The sequence below is a fragment of the Neobacillus oceani genome (genome assembly GCF_046237595.1).
GTDB lineage: Bacteria > Bacillota > Bacilli > Bacillales > Cytobacillaceae > Bacillus_D > Bacillus_D oceani.
On sequence record NZ_CP143543.1, the window covers coordinates 3,565,588 to 3,584,476 of the forward strand.

The window sequence follows — 18,889 nt, forward strand, 5'->3', positions numbered from 1 at the left end:
CCGCTACCACTTGCACCTAAAACACCACAACCCCACATCAATACATTTTCTCGAAAAGGCAAAAAACATCATGAACCCAACGCATTGCCCCATTATCCAAAAAGGAAAAGGAACGATCATGCCGTTTCATGATGTCTAGTATGTGTGATGTAACCTGCGCCTGGTGTCTGTGGATCGGAGTCGTACAGTTCATCGTTCAAAGATGCAATCGGCCTCAGCATGTAAAGTCATCGCTTCCTTTATGGAACGGAAGGATAGCCGCTATGCACCCCTCCTTCCCCTTATTATGGGCGAAAAAAATTGACAAGTAAATCCCATTTTTTCCTTATTTTCCTTTAATTGGACCACCCAATCATAAAGGCTTAACCTTCATTTACAACCAACTATTGCCAAAAATCCATTATATCTGTATACTATTACCTAATTCATTCAAAAAGCACAATAAACACGGAATCCAACCCTCGCCACACCCCCAAATTCCGCCACAATCTCTTTAAAAGCACAAATTATTATTTTTAAAGAACAAAACAAAAATTTTTACGAATTCATGGCAACTTCACAAAATGTTCATTCTGTTACTTTCTTTTTTTGGAAAAAGGGGCCAACGCACCCTGCCGCCACCACAAAAAAAGCACCCAACGCATAGCGCAAATGTCCCTGTCCCCAAATAGGTCGATCGAAAAAACCCGGACAGCACGCTCCTCTATGGCACCCAAAAACAAAAAGCGAGGAGAACCGCCGAATCCCCACCCTCTACATTCCGCCCTCAAGTAACGCCTCCCGACCTCTGCTTTACTATATCAATCTCACTTGATACATAAGCCCAATTTTGCGGAGCGGGAAGGCTGATTTGCCAGTAAGTCGTCCCCGCGAGGTTATATTGGTCGATAAGTTGGTATTTTTTAATAAAGCTGCGAATGTCCTCGAACCAAACAATATGCTCATCCGTCCCGCTCCAATACCGGTACCACGGCGATTGGGCGGTCGAATCAAATTGGATCGGCCTTCCCAACGATATCGCCTGATTTTGCGCGGCCAGGACCGACAATCCCTTCGCCGCATTTGTGGACACCACCTTGTCGTAGCCATACAGCGCTATCGCCATCATCAGTTTCAGCGGATTCACTAACGAAACGGCATACCTGACCACTTGCTCCACCCAATTAATTGGAGAAACCGGATCGGGCGGGCCGCCGGGATAGCCATAATCAATCGTCATCACCGCCATCAAATCGGCAATTTCCCCAATCGCCGCATAGTCATATGCCCCGACAATCCGATTCGTGGGCAGATCCTCTGTCTTCGCATGCACATTCACATGCAAAAGAAGATTCCCCAATCTCCGCTTCAAATCCCGTAGGAACAAGGAAAAATCATTTCGCCTTGCCGGAGGAATGAATTCCAGATCAAGGCTCACCCCCCCGAACCCGCGGCTCACTGCCAGATTGGCGATACTCGCCGCCAAGTGTTCCCGAAACGTTGGATTTGCAAGCACACTTCCCGCCAGCTCCGCACTGAACCCGCTCGACGTCACATTCCGGATCATCAACAACGGGACAATGTTTACCTGTTTGCACCTTGCAACAATCGCGGAGTCGTCCCTCTCTGCATAAGCATAACCCTGCGCCGTAAACGAGTAGTTCACAACCGCCACATACGTTAACTGATTGGCCAGCGAATCGATAACACTCAAATCCGCCGCGCTTCCAGAAGGAACAAGGAAACCCACCGTCCGCATCGCCAACTTGATCGGGGAGGGGACAACAAGAACCTGGCCAATTCGTAGCCGATGGATATCAAGGCCGGGATTCGCCCCGGCAATTGATGAAGTCGACGTGCGGAAGCGCTGCGCAATTTTCCAAAGAGCATCCCCCGCCTTAACCTGATAAACCCGGGACGAAAGGCCATCACCCGGAATATAAAGAGCAAGCCCCGGCACAATCACCGACGCAGATGCCAACCCATTCACACGAACAATCGACTCAATCGGAACCCCATACAGCTTCGAAATCTGCCACAACCTCTCGCCAGCAACCACCACATGCACACTCATCCCCTTACCCCCCTCATATAATCATATGAATGAAGCCCCGCCCATATGAAGCGGGGAATGGGTCCACTGATTCATCGCGTTACAGAATCTGAAACCAAAGTGAAGCACTAGGTGTCCTCTGCTTTACTTTTTCAGAGAAAAGTGACATCTAAAACGAATTTGGGCGATTTCTTACTCATCGGCTTTTGGGGAATTCTTTGGGATTTATGTGCAAGGGGCCATTCTCTTAGTAGTTGGAAGCACCAGCATCGGTCCCTGCATCCTGATTGATTTGAATACAATGACAGAAAAAGATGGTGCATTACGGCACCATCTTTTGTTATCTCTTATTACTTTTCGGGTCAAGAGCATCGCGGAGCCCATCACCAATAAAATTAATGCATAAAACCGTTAACAGAATTAACAAACCGGGCGGTATCCATGCACCTGGGCTATTACGTAAAATACGTAAGCTTTGTGCTTCGGAAATCATATTCCCCCAAGTAGGTGTTGGCTGAGGTATCCCAAAACCAATAAAGCTTAAACCTGATTCAATGATGATGTAAGTTGCCATCATTAACGTTGCATTTACCACAATCGGCCCAATCGCATTAGGGATAAAATGCCTTAAAATGATTCTCATATCACTGGCGCCAATTGCCCTCGCTCCGAGCACAAATTCCTGTTCCCTTAGAGAAAGGAAGGTTCCCCGAATAATCCTCGTTAGATTCGGCCATGCCGTGAGAGCAATGATTGTAACAAATATCCCGATTGTTACCTTTTCAAGTAGTGCAACAATGGTTAAACATAGAACAAGGAACGGCAACATTAGCATCATGTCTGTAAATCGCATGATGACAGCATCTACTTTACCCCCATAGTATCCCGCAATCGATCCTAACGTTACACCGATAATAAGTGTAAAAATCATCGCACTAAATCCAACTATAAGAGAGATTCGGCCGCCATATAATAATCTGGATAAAATATCTCGGCCGGAACTATCATTCCCTAATGGGTGGTCGGCACTTGGCGGTCTTTCAATCAATAATAAATTCGATTTTGTTGGGCTATGGTCGGTTAAATGGGGTGCTGCAGATACGGCCACTACGATTAGAAAAAGGATAATCACCCCTGCTACGGCAAGCTTATTTTTCATAAAACGCCGTAAGGCAATTTTAAAAGGGCTTTTCCCTGATTCCACTGTTTTCGGTACATCGGTTAAGGGAGTTTCCAAAGTTTCCTCAGTATTCGGTTGCAACGTTATCACCTCAATCGTAGCGGATTCGTGGATCTACAATACTATAAAAAATGTCGGCCAATAAATTTCCTATTAATATTGTACACCCAAGCAGGAGATTAATAGCCATAATAACCGGGTAATCACGGTTTCCAATTGAATTAATAAATAAAGTACCTATACCCTGGTATTGAAATACTCCCTCAGTAATAACAGCCCCGCTCAATAAAGCCCCAATTTCAAAGCCTAATAGGGTTATGATTGGGATTAAAGCATTGCGGAGGGTATGTTTGTATAGGACATTTTGCTCGGTCATTCCCTTTGCTCTTGCTGTTCGAATATAATCACTTGATAAAACATCAAGTACTTCAGAACGCATAAAGCGCATATATGAAGCAGTTCCAGCCAACCCAAGCGTTAATCCTGGCAAAATTAAATGGCTCAGTTTATCTTTGAATAACTCGAAGCCCTCCAAGCCAGGCTGTGAAACCGATCCATGTGAAGGAAGCCAACCGAGTTTTATAGAAAATAGATAAATAGCCACTAGCCCAAAGAAGAAGTTGGGAACTGCCAGGCCAAAAAATCCAAAGGTGGTCGCTGCATAGTCAAATGGCGAATATGGATTCCGCGCAGAATATATGCCAATCGGTATTGAAACGATAATTGTAATAAAAAGAGTAAAAATACCGAGGTAAAACGTATTCGCGAGTCGATCCCCGATTAATGTCGATACATCTCGCCCTCTATAAATAAACGACTCTCCAAAATCCCCCTGAACGACGTTTGTCAACCAATTGAAATATTGGACCGGTATCGGATCATTTAAACCCAACGCTTCCCTTTGCCTTTCAAACACTTCCGGGTCTATGTCAGGATTCATTAACCTGCCTGTAAGCGGATCACCTGGCGCGGCCTTTATTAGTCCAAATACAATAATGGTCAGGGCGATGAGCATCGGGATAAATATAAGAATTCGTCGGATGATGTATTTGTACACTATTCCCCCTCCATTCTATTGGGTATTGCATTAAAATTGTCCAGCTTCGGCGCACTCATCATGAAAACGAAAGCCCAAAAGTCCGTACTTCTACTTATTGAATAGAAAAGCGTTCGGCGTTAGCCCGAACGCTCTTCCTGTCTATCCCCTTACTTTGTTACATACCATAAATGAGGGTCATTTATGAATGTAGATGGCAATACGCTGATGCCTTGCACGCGCTTATTATGTGCCCAGATGCTGTTTTGTGCATACAGGATGAGAGATGGCATATCTTCTCCGAATAATACTTGCCAGTCACTGTATACTTTCTTGCGGTAATCCTGCTCAAACGCATCTGGAGGCCTAACCGCTTCTTTTAATAACTTATCAGAGTCCGGATTGATCCAGCGCTGATAATTGTAACCAGAAGTTGAAGCCCACAATCCGCTCGGATCCGGATCCGTGCTGCTCAAGCTCCAGCCCATCAGGTAAAGATCCCAGTCCTGGCTATTATTTTCAAGGTCCTCAAAGTAAGCCGCTGTTTCCTTAGGCTGGCGAAGTTCGATATCGATACCTACTTCCTCCAGGAACTCCACAATAATTGGGGCAGAACGCTCACGAATTTGATTGCCAGTTGGGTAGTTCATATTAAGAACCCATTTATTCCCTTGTGGATCTTCACGGAAGCCATCTCCGTCTTTATCGACATATCCTGCTCCATCAAGTAATTCTTTCGCTTTTTCCGGATCATATTTATATTGGTTTGGAGCTTCCCCGTCATAGGCCCAGAATTGAGTGGCAATTGGTGAATTTTGTACAGAACCGCGTCCGTAAAGTAAACCATCGATGATACCTTTACGATCTACAGCATAAGCAATTGCTTGACGGACTTGCTTATTCGACAGCTTCTTATTTTCAGTCCATTTTGACGGATTTACTGACGTATCACCCTTTGCGCGGTGGTTCATCATCATTCCCATAATTTGATATCCAAAATCCGGCTGTTCAATCAATTTTACATGTTCCATATCAGCTACTGTTTCATAGTCGGCTGGCTGTACTCCGTTCGGATCGGCTACAAAATCAATTTCACCTTTTTCCAGTAATCCCAGGATAATCGCTTGGTCAACAATTTTCCAAACGACACGATCTAGTTTAGGCTCCCCTTTCCAGTAGTCAGCATGCTTTGAAAGTACATATTGCTCCCCTTCAACCATTTCGGTAAATTTGAATGGACCGGTGCCAACAACCTCATTTGGATTACGTGAGGCTGGAGCTTGTGGAATGTCCGCAATTGGGATATCTTTGAAAACGTGCTCAGGAATAATTGGAAAAGCTGCATCCGGAAGGGCCATCACGTTCGGCTGGGCAAATTTAAATGTTACAGTATGTTCATCACCTGCCACCACACCTTGGAATTCCTGAGTTTTACCCGTCGAGAATTCCTCGTAGCCCAATAATCTTTCAACGTAGTTTACACGCACGCCACCTGCTTCTACGTAGCCAGGGCTGGCAAGTGTCTTATACGTGAACACGACGTCATTAGCCGTGAATGGTTCACCATCGTGCCACTTTACCCCTTCTTCCAACTTAAATGTAACTTCCGTCTGATCATCGTTGAATTCCCACTCCTTTGCCAGGTTTGGAATGAATCCAAGATTTTCATCTTGAGAAAGCAAACCTTCATGTGTAAAGGAAAGGATATTACTTTCATACGCTTCTGTGTAGAAAATAGGGTTAAATAAACCGGTTGGCGCGGTATCCATAACCCCAGTAATCGTCCCGCCTTTTTTCGGTTCGCCCTTTGACTTGTCATCCTCGCCAGATGCCGGCTTTTTCCCTGAACAAGCAGCAAGAACTCCCAACACTAGAATAAAACTTAGCAAAAGCAACCAACTTTTCCGTCTTTTCAATCCAATCACCCCTTTAATTTTTTCAAAAAAATCCTGATAGAACGGAAGCACTATTTAGGAGCACCACCCCCTATAAAGAACTGCAATCTTCAAAACACTATTCCAAAATTTTATTCGTACAAATGACAGGCGACATAATGACCATTTCCAACCTCAGTTAACTCCGGACGAACCAGTTCACAGCGTTCATGAGCTTTTGGGCACCTAGTTCGGAATGCACAGCCGGTAGGCGGGTTAGAAGGACTTGGCAAGTCTCCTTTTAAAATTATTTTTTGTCTTTTATGCCGGACATCTGTAGATGGAACTGAGGATAATAATGCTTCTGTATAGGGATGAAGTGGGTTTTCATAGAGGGATTTCTTAGGTGCAATTTCCGCGATACGGCCTAAATACATAACCGCAACCCTGTCACTAATATGCTTTACGACACTTAAATCATGGGCAATAAACAAATAGGTTAAATTAAACTCATCTTGCAGGTCGGCCATTAAGTTTAGTACCTGGGCCTGGATGGAAACATCAAGGGCAGAAACGGGCTCATCACAAATCACAAATTTTGGATTAAGAGACAATGCCCGTGCAATGCTAATTCTTTGGCGCTGGCCACCGGAAAACTCATGTGGATATTTTAAGCGGTCATCCGGTCGCAAACCGACTTTTTCTAATAGATCGATCGCTTTGTCCCGTCGTTCGGCTCTTGATAATTTTGTTTGAACGATTAGCGGCTCTTCAATTAGTTCTTGTACACTCATTTTAGAATTTAAAGAGGCGTAGGGATCCTGGAAAACAATTTGCATATCACGGCGGATTGGACGAAGCTGTCTATTTCCAAGCGTTGAAATATCCTGATTTTCAAAAAGGATTTGTCCTTCTGTTGGAGCAAGCAGCCTTAAAAGAACTCGGCCTAAGGTTGACTTTCCTGAGCCGGATTCTCCAACTACCCCAAGCGTTTCACCGCGCAGGACATCCAAAGAGACATCATCTACTGCCTTTACATGTCCTACTGTTTTCCTCAAAACGCCACCCTTAATTGGAAAGTACTTTTTAATATTTTTGGCTTGCAATATATAATCTTGATCAGTCTTTATTTCTGCTTTCTCAATCACAGACACCGCTTCAACCCCCTTATTCGTAAAGATAGCAACGGACGTTATGTCCAGATTCCACACTCACTAACTCAGGATTGCGTTCACTGCATTTTGTCATTGTGTGCGGACAACGGTCGGCAAATCGGCACCCAACTGGAAAGCTGTGCGAAGGCGGGACGGTGCCCCTGATCGCCCCAAGCCGCTCAACCTCTTTTTCAAGGCTTGGCAAGCTATCCAGCAATCCAATTGTGTAAGGATGTTTTGGTTTTAAAAACAGCTCATCAACCGTTGTTTCCTCGACAATCTGCCCCCCGTACATGACCATAACTCGATCGGCATACTCTGCGACAACTCCTAAATCATGCGTAATCAGCAATACAGACATATTGAATTTCCGCTTCATTTCATCCAATAAATCGAGGATTTGCGCTTGGATTGTCACATCAAGAGCCGTAGTCGGTTCATCTGCAATGAGTAATTTCGGGTCACATGAGATAGCAATGGCAATCATGGCCCTTTGCCTCATCCCTCCGGATAACTGGTGAGGATATTCGTTCATCGTTTCTTCAGCCCTCGGGAATCCCACGATTTTGAGAAGTTCCACCGCTTTTATATATGCCTGCCGCTTAGAGATTTTTTTATGTTTCATGATCGTTTCCATGATTTGATTGCCAATTGTAAATACGGGATTTAACGCTGTCATGGGTTCTTGGAAAATCATCCCGATTTCCCTTCCGCGAACCGTTGCCATTTGTTTATCCGAAAGCTTAACCAAATCCTTACCGGAAAAATGGATCATTCCATCTTCAATCTTTCCCGGTTTTCCTATTAGCTTCATAATCGATAAGGAGGTGATACTTTTTCCACTCCCCGACTCACCAACAAGAGCAACTGTTTCTCCTGGTGCGATCGAAAAATCAACACCATCTACTGCTTTTGCTATCCTTTTGTCTTCTAAATAAAAATAAGTCTTTAAATTTTTCACCTCTAATAATGCATGTTCAGCCATTCGCTTCACCCCGACTTTAGGTAAGTAATAGTTAGGTACCCTCCGAAAATAGTGCCCTCCTGCATGAAATACCTAATAAATTTTCAAAAAAAGAGTCGTTGTTTTTAAGTGTTTTAATAAATAATCCTAATTTTCTGAATAATAAATTATCATAATTGTATTACTAAATTATCACAATATAAACAATTTTACGAATTTTGTGTTAAAATTTTATTAAATTTCTTGTAAGCCACCTGATTTTTTTGTGGATATTCATCAATGGAGCAACATAAAACCACACGCATTTTGCTTGTTTTAACCTTCATACAAAAGAATTAAATTTTATAAACAGCACTAATGGTAAAGAACCTTCATCGGCTCCATAAACGCAAAAAAGGAAGCAGGCTTCCCTGCTTCCTCCAGATTGTCGACAAAAGGCCGCGAGGGGGCACCCTCTCGCGGCCTTTTGTCAGTTTTGTGGAAATTTTTAAGGTTAATCCGAAGATAATTACCCCCAGCACCTTACTCTTCGAGTACTCTTATGCAACTTGCCATGTCCAATTGGCCAGTTTCTTCAAATTCATTGCAGCAAAAGTAAGCATCGCCTGCATGGACAATTTTTTAAGGCCTCGTAAGGTTGTCCATCGCATACCATGCTTTTCTTTCGCGTCTGCAAAGACACGTTCAATTGTTTCTTTTCGTTTGGCGTATATCTGTTTAATCTCATCCGTGTGTCGTAAATGTTCAGCCTCTTCCAGGTAGGGCTCCCAAATATGGCGCTGAATGAGCTTTTGATGGTTTTTACTTTCGGTACACTTTGATAAGACTGGGCAGGAAGCGCAAATAGCTGGGTCTGATTTATACTGGCGGTACCCTTCCTTCGTGGTTGTCGTGTACTTTAATTCCTGCCCTTCGGGGCAGAGATAGCAATTGTAGTACTCATCATAAACATAGTCATGCTTTCGGAAGAACCCATCTTTCGTTTTTGGACGGGTGTAAGGAAGGACAGGCAACATCTGATTTTCCAATAGAAAATTCGCGATTGCGGGAGTTTTATAGGCTGCATCGGCTGCGACAGCAAGTGGCTTCTTTACCTTTTCAATGATCTTCTCGACAAGTGGCTGCAGGATATGGCTGTCATGTATGTTGCCCGGAGTGACGATTGTCCCCAACACAAATCCTTTTTCATCCGTGGCGGCATGAAACGAATAGGCAAACTGTTTCGTTCGCTCATCCTTTACATAATAGCCACTTTCAGGATCCGTCGTACTTTCCTTGATTTCCTTCCACTCCTCTTTTTCAAACTTCTCGGGAGGAAATGGCTTTTTACCGTGTTTCTCACGATCTAAATTAAGCTCCAATTGCAGCTTTTCTTCATAGGCGCGGGTTTCCTTTCGAACGAGTTTCTTGTCGTACTTGCGTTTATTGGCACTTGCTTTTACATGTGTGGAATCCACAAATACATGTTCAGGAGACAACAGCCCTTTATCCATAATCTCCTTCAAGATTCGATAGAAGATCTGTTCAAACACATCGGAATCATAAAAACGGCGCTCGTAATTTTTACCGAAGGTAGAAAAGTGAGGAACTTCAGTGTAGAAACCAAATCCTAAAAACCAGCGATATGCCATGTTGGTCTCAATCTCTTTAATAGTTTGGCGCATAGAGCGTATGCCAAATATGTATTGTATGAAAGTTATTTTAAAGAGAACGACCGGATCAATACTGGGCCTACCAAGCCCGGAATACAAGTGTTCTACCATGGGATAGATGAATGAAAAATCAATGGCCGATTCCAGCTTGCGTACCAAATGATTTTCAGGAACTAATTGATCAATGGTCAGCATTTCAAATTGTTCACGTTCATTAGCTTGATTTTTAGTCATCATCGCAGGTCACCTCATACATAGTGTTCTTTATATAAAGAGAATATTCGTTGATTGGAACGGAGGGTGGCGACTCCTGCGGGAGTAGCGGGATAGTCGAGACCCTGGACTGAGCGTAGCGAGGGAAGCGGCTCGGCCCCGCCCGCGGAAAGCGTCCACCCGGAGTGGAAATCTAGACGCACTGTTGTTTCAACTTATATTTTAAATTAAAAAAGACTGTAGGCAAACCCGGATACCTTCAAGTTTGTCTACAGTCTGAAGGAAGCAGGCTTCCCTGCTTCCTCCTTTGCTATTTCAAATCCTCAATCGAATCAATATCGACATATTCCGGTACGACCAAACCATTTTTTGTTCCTTGAAGGTTTAGTCCCAGGTCGACGAAATCGTCCTTATACGTATTGTAATATTCGGTATGCGTGCTTGGGAGCCAAGCAGCAACCATCGCATCGGAACTGCCATTGGCAACTCCGGCAAACATTGGGCCTACTTCAACCTGGCTAAGCCTTACGCTGTAGCCATTCTGTTCAAGCACTTTGCCGATGACATTCGTGCTGGCGATTTCTGTATCCCAAGCAACATAGGCTAGGTTGATTTTTTCGCCATTCCCTTTCTGTGCACCGTTTGTCCATTCAGCTACTTTATCCGGATTTTCACTTATCCATTTTTCAGCTGCTTCCGCTGGATTCATTCCTTCTTCGACATAAACCATAACGGTTTCCATATCGCCTGTCTCCCATGAAAATTGATCCAGGATTTTATAGGCTCCCGGAGCGTCCTGCTCGAGGCCTTTTCTGACGATTGTATGGATTCCTTCAGACCCTCCGAATACTCCCTTAGGGTCATCGAGAAATTTTAAATCAAATTTGGAAAACTTCCAGTGGGGTGCCCATCCGGTGATAATAATCGGCTGCTTATTATTATAAGCTTTCTGTAATTCAGCAATCATTCCTGCCGAAGAGCCTTCAACAACTTTCCAATTGTCCAGTTTATATTCATTAATCGCATTGCCAGCCTGCGCCATGATTCCGGCACCTGGCTCAATCCCGATGATTTTATAATTCGTTTGGGCGCCAATTCCATTCGCATTCCCTGGAGCGGCTTCTTCTTTCCCAATAGCTTGTACAAGAAGAGTACCAACAACAAGAGCGGCTACAAGCGCAGCGACAAATCTGCCCTTAACGACATGCCCGTATGCAGGCTTGCGCAGGTTTTGCGTGAACCGGTCAAGGATAATCGCGATAATGACAATCGATAAGCCCGCCTCGAACCCTTGCCCTACATTAATTTGGCTGACAGCCCGGTAAACGTCCGCACCAAGGCCAGGTGCTCCAACTAGCGAAGCCGTTACAACCATCGATAGCGCCAGCATAATGCTTTGGTTTATTCCGGCTAAAATCGTTGGCGTGGCCAGTGGGAGCTGGACTTTCATCAATTTTTGGCCGCTTGTTGAACCAAACGCATCCGACGCTTCAATTAGGTCCCTCGGCACTTCCTGGATTCCAAGGTTCGTCATCCGGATCGTTGGTGCAATTGCGAAAATAAATGATGCAATAATCCCTGGAACGACTCCGATTCCAAAAAATAAGATCGAAGGAATCAAATAAACGAACGCAGGCATCGTTTGCATAAAGTCCAAAACAGGGGTGACGATCCTTTGTACGGTTTTACTTTGTGCGCACCAAATCCCAATCGGGATCCCGATTAAGATAGTCAGAAATCCAGACACTAACACTATCGCAAGTGTTTGAATCGCTGAATCCGTGTAACCAAGATTATCAATCAACAGCAAGCTGGCCAATGTAAAGACTCCTAATGGCCATCTGCTCGTATAGGCGACTAACAACGCCAGTACAACAATGACCACAATAGGTGGGCCTGCACTTAATACATTCACGATGAGGCCCAATAGCCCATCAATGGTAGTAGTAATAAATGAAAACAAGCCAGCAAACGCGACGGTAATCCATTCAACTAAAGAATCAATCCAACTTCCAAGAGGGATTTTCGGTATGTTCATGTTGTTATTCCCCCTCCATTTCGTTCAAGGAATCCTTATTTCCGGCTAAAGCGCCAATAACAGCTCCCCGGATTATGATTCCTTTAATCCTATGCTCTTCATCAACAACTGAAATCGGCAAGCTCGAAGTTGCCATCGTATCCATCAAGTCCGCCAATAACGTATCTTCCGAAACCGTCGGAATGTCCGTTGTCATCACGTCTGCAATCGACTTGTTCTGGTCAATCGCCTGCCGTGCCTGTTCGGCGGTCAATGCGCCAAGCAGTTTCCGGTGGCGGTCAACGACAAATATGCTGGAATACCCTTGCTTCCGCATTATTTCCAGGGCAACTCGCGGCCCCCGGTCGACACTGATTCTCTCTGGCCGCTTCATCACATGCGAGGCCGTCAACACCTTCGACAAATCCACATCCTCAACGAACTTCTCAACAAATTCATTCGCGGGCTGCATCATAATTTGTTCCGGAGTCCCAAGCTGGATGACGCTTCCGTCCTTCATCAACGCAATCCTGTCGCCAATCCTCAACGCTTCATCCAGGTCATGGGTAATAAAAATGATCGTTTTCTTATATTGATCCTGAATCTCGATCAGCTCATCCTGCATATCTTTTCGGATTAACGGGTCAAGGGCACTGAACGCTTCATCCATTAAAATAATATCCGTATCGCTTGCAAGTGCCCTGGCAAGGCCAACCCGCTGCTGCATTCCGCCGCTCAACTGTGATGGAAGCTGGTTTTCGTACCCTTTTAACCCGACACTCTCCAGCGCTTTCATCGCTTTTTTACGCCGTTCCTCCACAGGAACATTCTTAATTTCCAGACCATACTCCGCATTCTCGAGAATAGTTTTATGCGGGAAAAGGGCGAAATTTTGAAACACCATGCTAATTTTTTTCTGCCTCACTTCCCGCAACCGGGCGGCATTCATCTTTACGATGTCCTCACCGTCGATTAAAATCTCGCCAAGCGACGGATCGATCAGCCTGTTGAACATCCGGATCAACGTCGATTTTCCGCTTCCCGACAACCCCATAATCACAAATATTTCGCCAGGGTATATTTCAAAATTGACATTATTAACGCCAACCGTCTGTCCTGTCTGTTTTAAAATTTCCTTCTTCGATTTGCCTTGCTTTAATAAATCAATTGCCGCTCGAGGCGATTTTCCAAAAATCTTGGAAACATTCCTCACTTCTACTATAGGATTCATCAAATCACCTCATTCTTTATATTGCCCTTATTTATTTCAGGTTTCCCGTTTTTAATATTTTTTTCCCGGAAGTTAAGAAAAACGCGAAAAGGGACGAAAATTACCTAGTAACAACTTATATCATTTAAATAAGTTGTCACTTAAAAAAAACGACTTTTCTACTATACACGAGATAAAACTTCATTTCAAGGGTAAGAGCCCCAAGTTGGCTATGCGGGACGGTTCTTTTTTGCCAAAGTAAGCGCGTGAACTAGATGAGGACGTTCTCGTTTGCGGAAGGGATATACGATAAAAAAGCCGACTTCTCTAAGAAATCGACTTTGTTAGGCTGAATTTAGTTGACGGATATAATCCCTATTTCATACCAGGGGCTTTTTTATAAAAAGCTTTAGTTAGGATATACGTTCGCTCAAATTGTTTGGACTTGCTGATTTGATTCTGACAAAAATATTATTAGATAAAAGTGAAACGATGATAAGGACAGTACCAAATATATCGAACGTCGTTACCTCATTCCCTTGGAAAATCGAAATGGAGAGTGTCGTAACGGGAACAAAGTTAATGAACAACAGTGCGTTTAAAGGTGATAATAAACTCACACCGATATTCCAGCCAAGCAACGCAATGAGACCCGGGAATAGGATCATAAACAATAAATGCGGACCTACTGCCTGGATGCTATTAACTGAAGGAACCGATACATAGCCAACCAGTGTTGCAACTACCGTAAAACCAACAGCTGCGATTGTTCCGAGTAAGCAGCTTAACGTGGAATAGCGCAGAGCAGACCAACCACTAAACTCCTTTCCACCCATCGTATAAATGACCCATCCAATAACTGCAATTAAGATGAGCATTGAAGGAATAAAATGGTCTGTCGCACCAAGAAATGCTTTAATATCACCTTTTGTGATCACTAACATTGCTCCGATAAATGAGACCAGTACACATAGTAATGTGAATAGATGAGGGCGTTCTTTAAAAATCATCCAAACAATAACAATGGAAATCATCGGCATGAGCGACTCCATAATGGATGCCACCATTACTCCTGATTCCCCTAATAAATCTTCTCCCCAGAAGATGAACAAATTATAGACCGTAAACGCCATTGTTCCGAAAAACCATAAGTAAAAGCCTTTCCCCTCAAATTGAAAAGCCTGCCTGCCTTCTTTCCATAGTAATAGCGCTACTAAAATGATCGTAACAGATCCATAACGAAGGATTGTAAAATAGAATGGATCAATATACTTGAAAGCCGAATGGGCTACAGGAAACATTGCTCCCCATGAAACTGCCGCAATAAAACATAAAAAAGCCCCTAAAAATACCGTATTTCTCAACTACTCTTCCCTCTTTCATAAGTTTAATCATAACCATCATTTTATATCGCTTTAGATATCTCGTAAAATGAATAATAGTAATGATTACTATCAAGTTTTTTGATATCATAAATGAGGATAAGATAAAGGCAAGGGATGGAGAAAAGTGGAGTTAAAGGACTTGGAAATCTTTAAGATGGTTGCGGAAAAAGGAACCATTACAGAAGTGGCAAAAGAGCTGAAATACGTTCAATCAAACATTACAGCGAGAATTCATAAGCTCGAATCAGAACTGAATACCCATTTGTTTAACCGGCACCGCCGAGGTATGAGTTTGACCCCTGAAGGGAAAAAACTATTAACTTATAGTAGAGAAATATTATTGCTCACAGATGAAATGAAAAAAGCTGTTCAAAGTAAAAAAGAACCGTCTGGAAAATTAGAAATTGGAGCAGTTGAAACCGTCATTCAATTACCAACGATCTTATCTAACTATATTAACAAATATAAAAATGTCGATTTGTCGTTGGTTACGGGTGTTACAGAAGCATTAGAAGAAAGGGTATTGAATCATCAGTTGGACGGGGCGTTCGTAACAGAGTCAGCCTTTCATCCTGATCTTGTCTCTTATGAAGTGTTTCAAGAAGAGCTGGTTTTAATTTCAGATATGGGCATCTTCGCACTTCAGGAGTTAAAAGAAAAACCGTTCTTATGCTTTAGCGAAGGCTGTGGGTACCGGGCACGGCTTGAATCGTGGTACAAAGACCAAAACATCACACCAAAAAAAGTAATGGAATTCGGTACATTGGAAACAATTCTGCGTAGTGTGGCCATGGGACTAGGCATTTCATTCCTCCCAAAGTCGGCGGTTACCCAGATGGAACAAAGCGGACTTATCCAATGCCATTCACTTCCTGATCAATACAGTAAGATTAAAACCGTTTTTATTAGAAGAGCTGATACATACTTAACACCTACGATTGAAAAATTTATTGAAACGATACAAATCGATAAAAACAGTGCATTTTAATAAATATGGGTATCTCAAAAGAAAAAACCCTTCAAAAGAAGTTTAAATGTAAAACCAAGCGGGAAATGTACCATTGAATGTGAAATATGTTACAATAAATTATGTTAATAACTTTCTTTGACTCAGCGTCAAAGGGGAGTAGCTTGAATTGGACATCCAATTACAATAAAGTCGTCATTCCATGATTATTAGATCATCGGCTTTATTGGCATTCAACTGATTGCTAAGCGAGACCTTTGCCTTTATGGCACAGGTCTCGCTTTTTTTCGTTGGGCCAGAACCAAATCCAAGCGTAAATCACATTTAGCTTCACTTTTATGGAACAAACCATCTACGAAGCAAAAAAAACGGAGTAACAGGAACGATTCCAGAAAGGAGTACTGCAATGAACTATTATCAACAGAGTAAGGAAGAAGTACTGAAATCCGTGCAATCCTCCCAGGACGGGTTAACGAATGAAGAGGTTAGCACCCGTCTTGAAAGGGACGGCTATAACGAAATTAAGGATAAGGAAAAAGTTCCGACATGGAAGCTTTTCCTTGAAACATTTAAAGACCCAATGGTCATTGTTTTGCTAATTGCAGCGGGTGTGCAAGTGATTCTTGGCGAAATCGTCGAATCGCTCATCATCCTGCTAGTTCTCGTCTTGAATTCAATCATTAGTGTTGTGCAAACGAAAAAGGCGGAAGGATCGCTCGAGGCTTTGCGCAATATGTCGGCACCTGAAGCAAAAGTCATCCGGGATGGAATAAAGAAGACAATCCCAGCAAGGGAACTTGTCCAAGGCGATATCGTTTTCCTCGAAGCAGGTGATTACGTCCCTGCTGACGGACGAATCCTCACAAGTGCATCATTGAAAGTAAATGAAGGAATGCTGACAGGAGAATCGGAAGCAGTCGAAAAGCATACGGATTCCATAACTGAAGAGGCTCCTCTAGGCGATCGAAAAAATATGGTGTTTAGCAGTTCTCTTGTTGTTTATGGCCATGGCCAAATGGTTGTCACAGGGACAGCTGAAAAGACTGAAATCGGGAAAATCGCGGACATGCTCGCCACTGCCGAAGCAAAACAAACGCCGCTTCAGCGGAAGCTGGATGCATTCAGCAAAAGGCTTGGTATTGCGATTCTATTTTTATCTATCTTTATTTTTGCCTTGCAGGCAGTACGGATTTGGCTTGGCGATGATGTTGTTGATACTGGCACCGCCCTTCTGAATGCGTTAATGTTCGCAGTTGCTGTGGCCGTTGCCGCCATTCCGGAAGCATTATCTGCAATTGTCACAATCGTCCTTTCAGTTGGAACGAATAAAATGGCAAAACAGCATGCGATTATCCGCAAACTGCCTGCTGTTGAAACGCTTGGTTCCGCAAGTGTCATCGCCACAGATAAAACAGGAACGCTCACAAAAAACAAAATGACAGTCACGGATTTCTTCATTCCAGGTACGTCCGTAAAACCACTGAAGGAAAATCCGGATGAATGGAATGATTCGGAACGAATGCTCGTCAATGTTGCCGCATTATGCAATGACTCATACATCAACGATGACGGCAAGGAAGTCGGTGACCCGACAGAGGCGGCGCTCATCCAATTCGCCAATAAAAACAACCAGGACTATGATGAGCTTCGCCGGACCTATCCGCGTCTCGCTGAAATGCCGTTTGATTCAGACCGGAAATTGATGTCAACCGTCCATACAATCAACGGCCGAAAGCTTATTTTGACAAAAGGCGGACCGGATGTAATGTTTGGACGCGCAAGCTATGTGCTTATTGATGGCAAGGAAGTGCCATTGACAGATGAAACCTTGAAGCCTTTTATACAGGTTAACGAAGATTTCTCCAACCAGGCCCTGCGTGTTTTAGCATATGGCTACAGGGAATTAGCTGATGGCAAGGCCGACATTGACGAAAGCGATGAAAACAATCTTGTCCTCGTCGGCCTTACGGCGATGATCGACCCTCCACGTGATGAAGTTTATGAAGCGATTCGAAATGCGAAAAGCGCCGGCATCAAAACGGTTATGATTACAGGGGACCATAAAACAACAGCCCGTGCGATCGGCCGTGACATCGGCTTGATGGATGACGGGGACATAGCTCTATCAGGACAAGAGCTTGATGCCATGTCCGACGAAGAACTTGATAAGAAACTTGAACACATTTCGGTCTATGCCCGCGTTTCACCTGAAAATAAAATTAGGATCGTCCGGGCTTGGCAAAGGAAAAATCACGTTACCGCAATGACCGGCGACGGGGTAAACGACGCTCCGGCATTGAAACAAGCAGATATTGGAGTAGCGATGGGGAGCGGGACAGATGTCGCAAAGGATGCGTCATCCATGATCCTCACCGACGATAACTTCGCATCCATTGTCAAGGCGGTCGGGGTCGGCCGGACCGTTTACGAAAATATTAAAAAAGCGATCAGTTACCTATTTGCGGGTAACCTTGGCGCCATCATTGCAATTCTTTACGCAGTCATCTTCAATCTGCCGAATCCATTCACAGCAATCCAATTGCTTTTCATAAACCTTGTGAATGATTCACTTCCGGCGATTGCGCTAGGCATGGAAAAGCCTGAACCAAATGTAATGAAAAAGAAACCGCGCAATCCGAATGAAGGGCTGTTTGCAGGCGGTACATTACAAGCAGTGGCAGTCCGGGGTATCCTAATCGGGACGGCGGTCATCACATCCTTCTATATCGGCTTGAGCCATTCCAATGAAATGGGGGTTGCGATGGCTTTCACAACCTTGATTTTGTCCAGGACGCTGCAAACATTTGCCGCCCGTTCCAATACCCAAACAGCGATCGGAGCCGGGTTCTTTAGCAACAAACCGGTCATTGGCGCAGTACTGTTGGGATTCGTCTTGTACGGATTTACAGTTCTTCCATTTACACGAGAAATCTTTGAGATTCCGGCACAATTCGGCTGGAATGATTTCCTCGTTGCAGCTGGCCTTGCAGCCGCGGCAGTCGTTCTAATGGAAGTCTTTAAAGTCATTCGAAATAAAGTACAAAAATCAAAGTAACATAATGAATCAAAAGGGACGGATATCCGGCTTCATTCGAGTCCAGAATGAAGCACCGGAACCGTTCCTTTTTTTCAAATTATTTAGATATAATTCCAAATAAAATCCACCCAAACCGACTAAGTTAAAAATCTTTTAAAATGTAAGCGT

Annotated in this window: 12 protein-coding genes and 1 riboswitch; of the genes, 2 read left to right on the plus strand and 10 right to left on the minus strand. The window is 43.7% G+C overall.

All coding sequences use genetic code 11. The annotated features are described in order from the left end of the window. Nucleotides 1-766 precede the first annotated feature (766 nt). The 10 genes from V1499_RS18110 to V1499_RS18155 form a co-directional block, all read right to left on the minus strand. A complete protein-coding gene (locus V1499_RS18110) occupies nt 767-2,053 on the minus strand; it encodes a glycosyl hydrolase family 18 protein (RefSeq protein ID WP_409271366.1) in 1,287 nt (428 codons plus the stop codon). A 319-nt stretch (nt 2,054-2,372) separates the two neighbouring features. Continuing rightward, complete coding sequence (gene opp4C, locus V1499_RS18115; protein ID WP_409271368.1) at nt 2,373-3,293, minus strand: oligopeptide ABC transporter permease; 921 nt, start codon at nt 3,291-3,293, stop codon at nt 2,373-2,375. 10 nt (nt 3,294-3,303) lie between these two features. After that, the gene (locus V1499_RS18120; protein ID WP_409271370.1) at nt 3,304-4,269 is read right to left on the minus strand and encodes an ABC transporter permease; all 966 of its coding nucleotides are present in this window, start codon (nt 4,267-4,269) and stop codon (nt 3,304-3,306) included. 149 nt (nt 4,270-4,418) lie between these two features. Further along, nucleotides 4,419-6,164, minus strand: a complete 1,746-nt coding sequence (locus V1499_RS18125) for a peptide-binding protein (RefSeq protein WP_409271372.1) — start codon at nt 6,162-6,164, stop codon at nt 4,419-4,421. A 110-nt stretch (nt 6,165-6,274) separates the two neighbouring features. Continuing rightward, a complete protein-coding gene (locus V1499_RS18130) occupies nt 6,275-7,276 on the minus strand; it encodes an ABC transporter ATP-binding protein (RefSeq protein WP_409271374.1) in 1,002 nt (333 codons plus the stop codon). 13 nt (nt 7,277-7,289) lie between these two features. Beyond that, the gene (locus V1499_RS18135; RefSeq protein WP_409271375.1) at nt 7,290-8,261 is read right to left on the minus strand and encodes an ABC transporter ATP-binding protein; all 972 of its coding nucleotides are present in this window, start codon (nt 8,259-8,261) and stop codon (nt 7,290-7,292) included. 518 nt (nt 8,262-8,779) lie between these two features. Beyond that, entirely contained in the window at nt 8,780-10,129 is a 1,350-nt protein-coding gene (locus tag V1499_RS18140) for an IS1182 family transposase (protein WP_409271377.1), read from the minus strand. A gap of 286 nt (nt 10,130-10,415) precedes the next feature. Beyond that, entirely contained in the window at nt 10,416-12,143 is a 1,728-nt protein-coding gene (locus V1499_RS18145) for a glycine betaine ABC transporter substrate-binding protein (RefSeq protein WP_409271379.1), read from the minus strand. 4 nt (nt 12,144-12,147) lie between these two features. After that, nucleotides 12,148-13,353, minus strand: coding sequence for a glycine betaine/L-proline ABC transporter ATP-binding protein (locus V1499_RS18150; RefSeq protein WP_409271380.1), 1,206 nt, complete (start codon nt 13,351-13,353; stop codon nt 12,148-12,150). Nucleotides 13,354-13,745: 392 nt separating this feature from the next. Further along, a complete protein-coding gene (locus tag V1499_RS18155) occupies nt 13,746-14,696 on the minus strand; it encodes a DMT family transporter (protein ID WP_409271382.1) in 951 nt (316 codons plus the stop codon). A gap of 145 nt (nt 14,697-14,841) precedes the next feature. Between V1499_RS18155 and V1499_RS18160 the strand changes: the two genes are divergently transcribed. Together V1499_RS18160 and V1499_RS18165 are read left to right on the plus strand one after the other, a co-directional pair. Next, nucleotides 14,842-15,705 (plus strand): LysR family transcriptional regulator, encoded by an 864-nt coding sequence (locus tag V1499_RS18160; protein ID WP_409271384.1) that lies wholly within the window; start codon nt 14,842-14,844, stop codon nt 15,703-15,705. A gap of 121 nt (nt 15,706-15,826) precedes the next feature. Next, nucleotides 15,827-15,930: riboswitch (yybP-ykoY riboswitch) on the plus strand. 160 nt (nt 15,931-16,090) lie between these two features. Beyond that, complete coding sequence (locus V1499_RS18165) at nt 16,091-18,739, plus strand: cation-translocating P-type ATPase (protein WP_409271386.1); 2,649 nt, start codon at nt 16,091-16,093, stop codon at nt 18,737-18,739. Nucleotides 18,740-18,889: the final 150 nt, after the last annotated feature.

Coding starts and splice junctions, on each gene's coding strand:
- V1499_RS18150 (WP_409271380.1), bottom strand. CDS start 13,353: ATGAATCCTATAGTAGAAGTGAGGAATGTTTCCAAGATTTTTGGAAAA.
- V1499_RS18145 (WP_409271379.1), bottom strand. CDS start 12,143: ATGAACATACCGAAAATCCCTCTTGGAAGTTGGATTGATTCTTTAGTT.
- V1499_RS18135 (WP_409271375.1), bottom strand. CDS start 8,261: ATGGCTGAACATGCATTATTAGAGGTGAAAAATTTAAAGACTTATTTT.
- V1499_RS18110 (WP_409271366.1), bottom strand. CDS start 2,053: ATGAGTGTGCATGTGGTGGTTGCTGGCGAGAGGTTGTGGCAGATTTCG.
- V1499_RS18140 (WP_409271377.1), bottom strand. CDS start 10,129: ATGATGACTAAAAATCAAGCTAATGAACGTGAACAATTTGAAATGCTG.
- V1499_RS18165 (WP_409271386.1), top strand. CDS start 16,091: ATGAACTATTATCAACAGAGTAAGGAAGAAGTACTGAAATCCGTGCAA.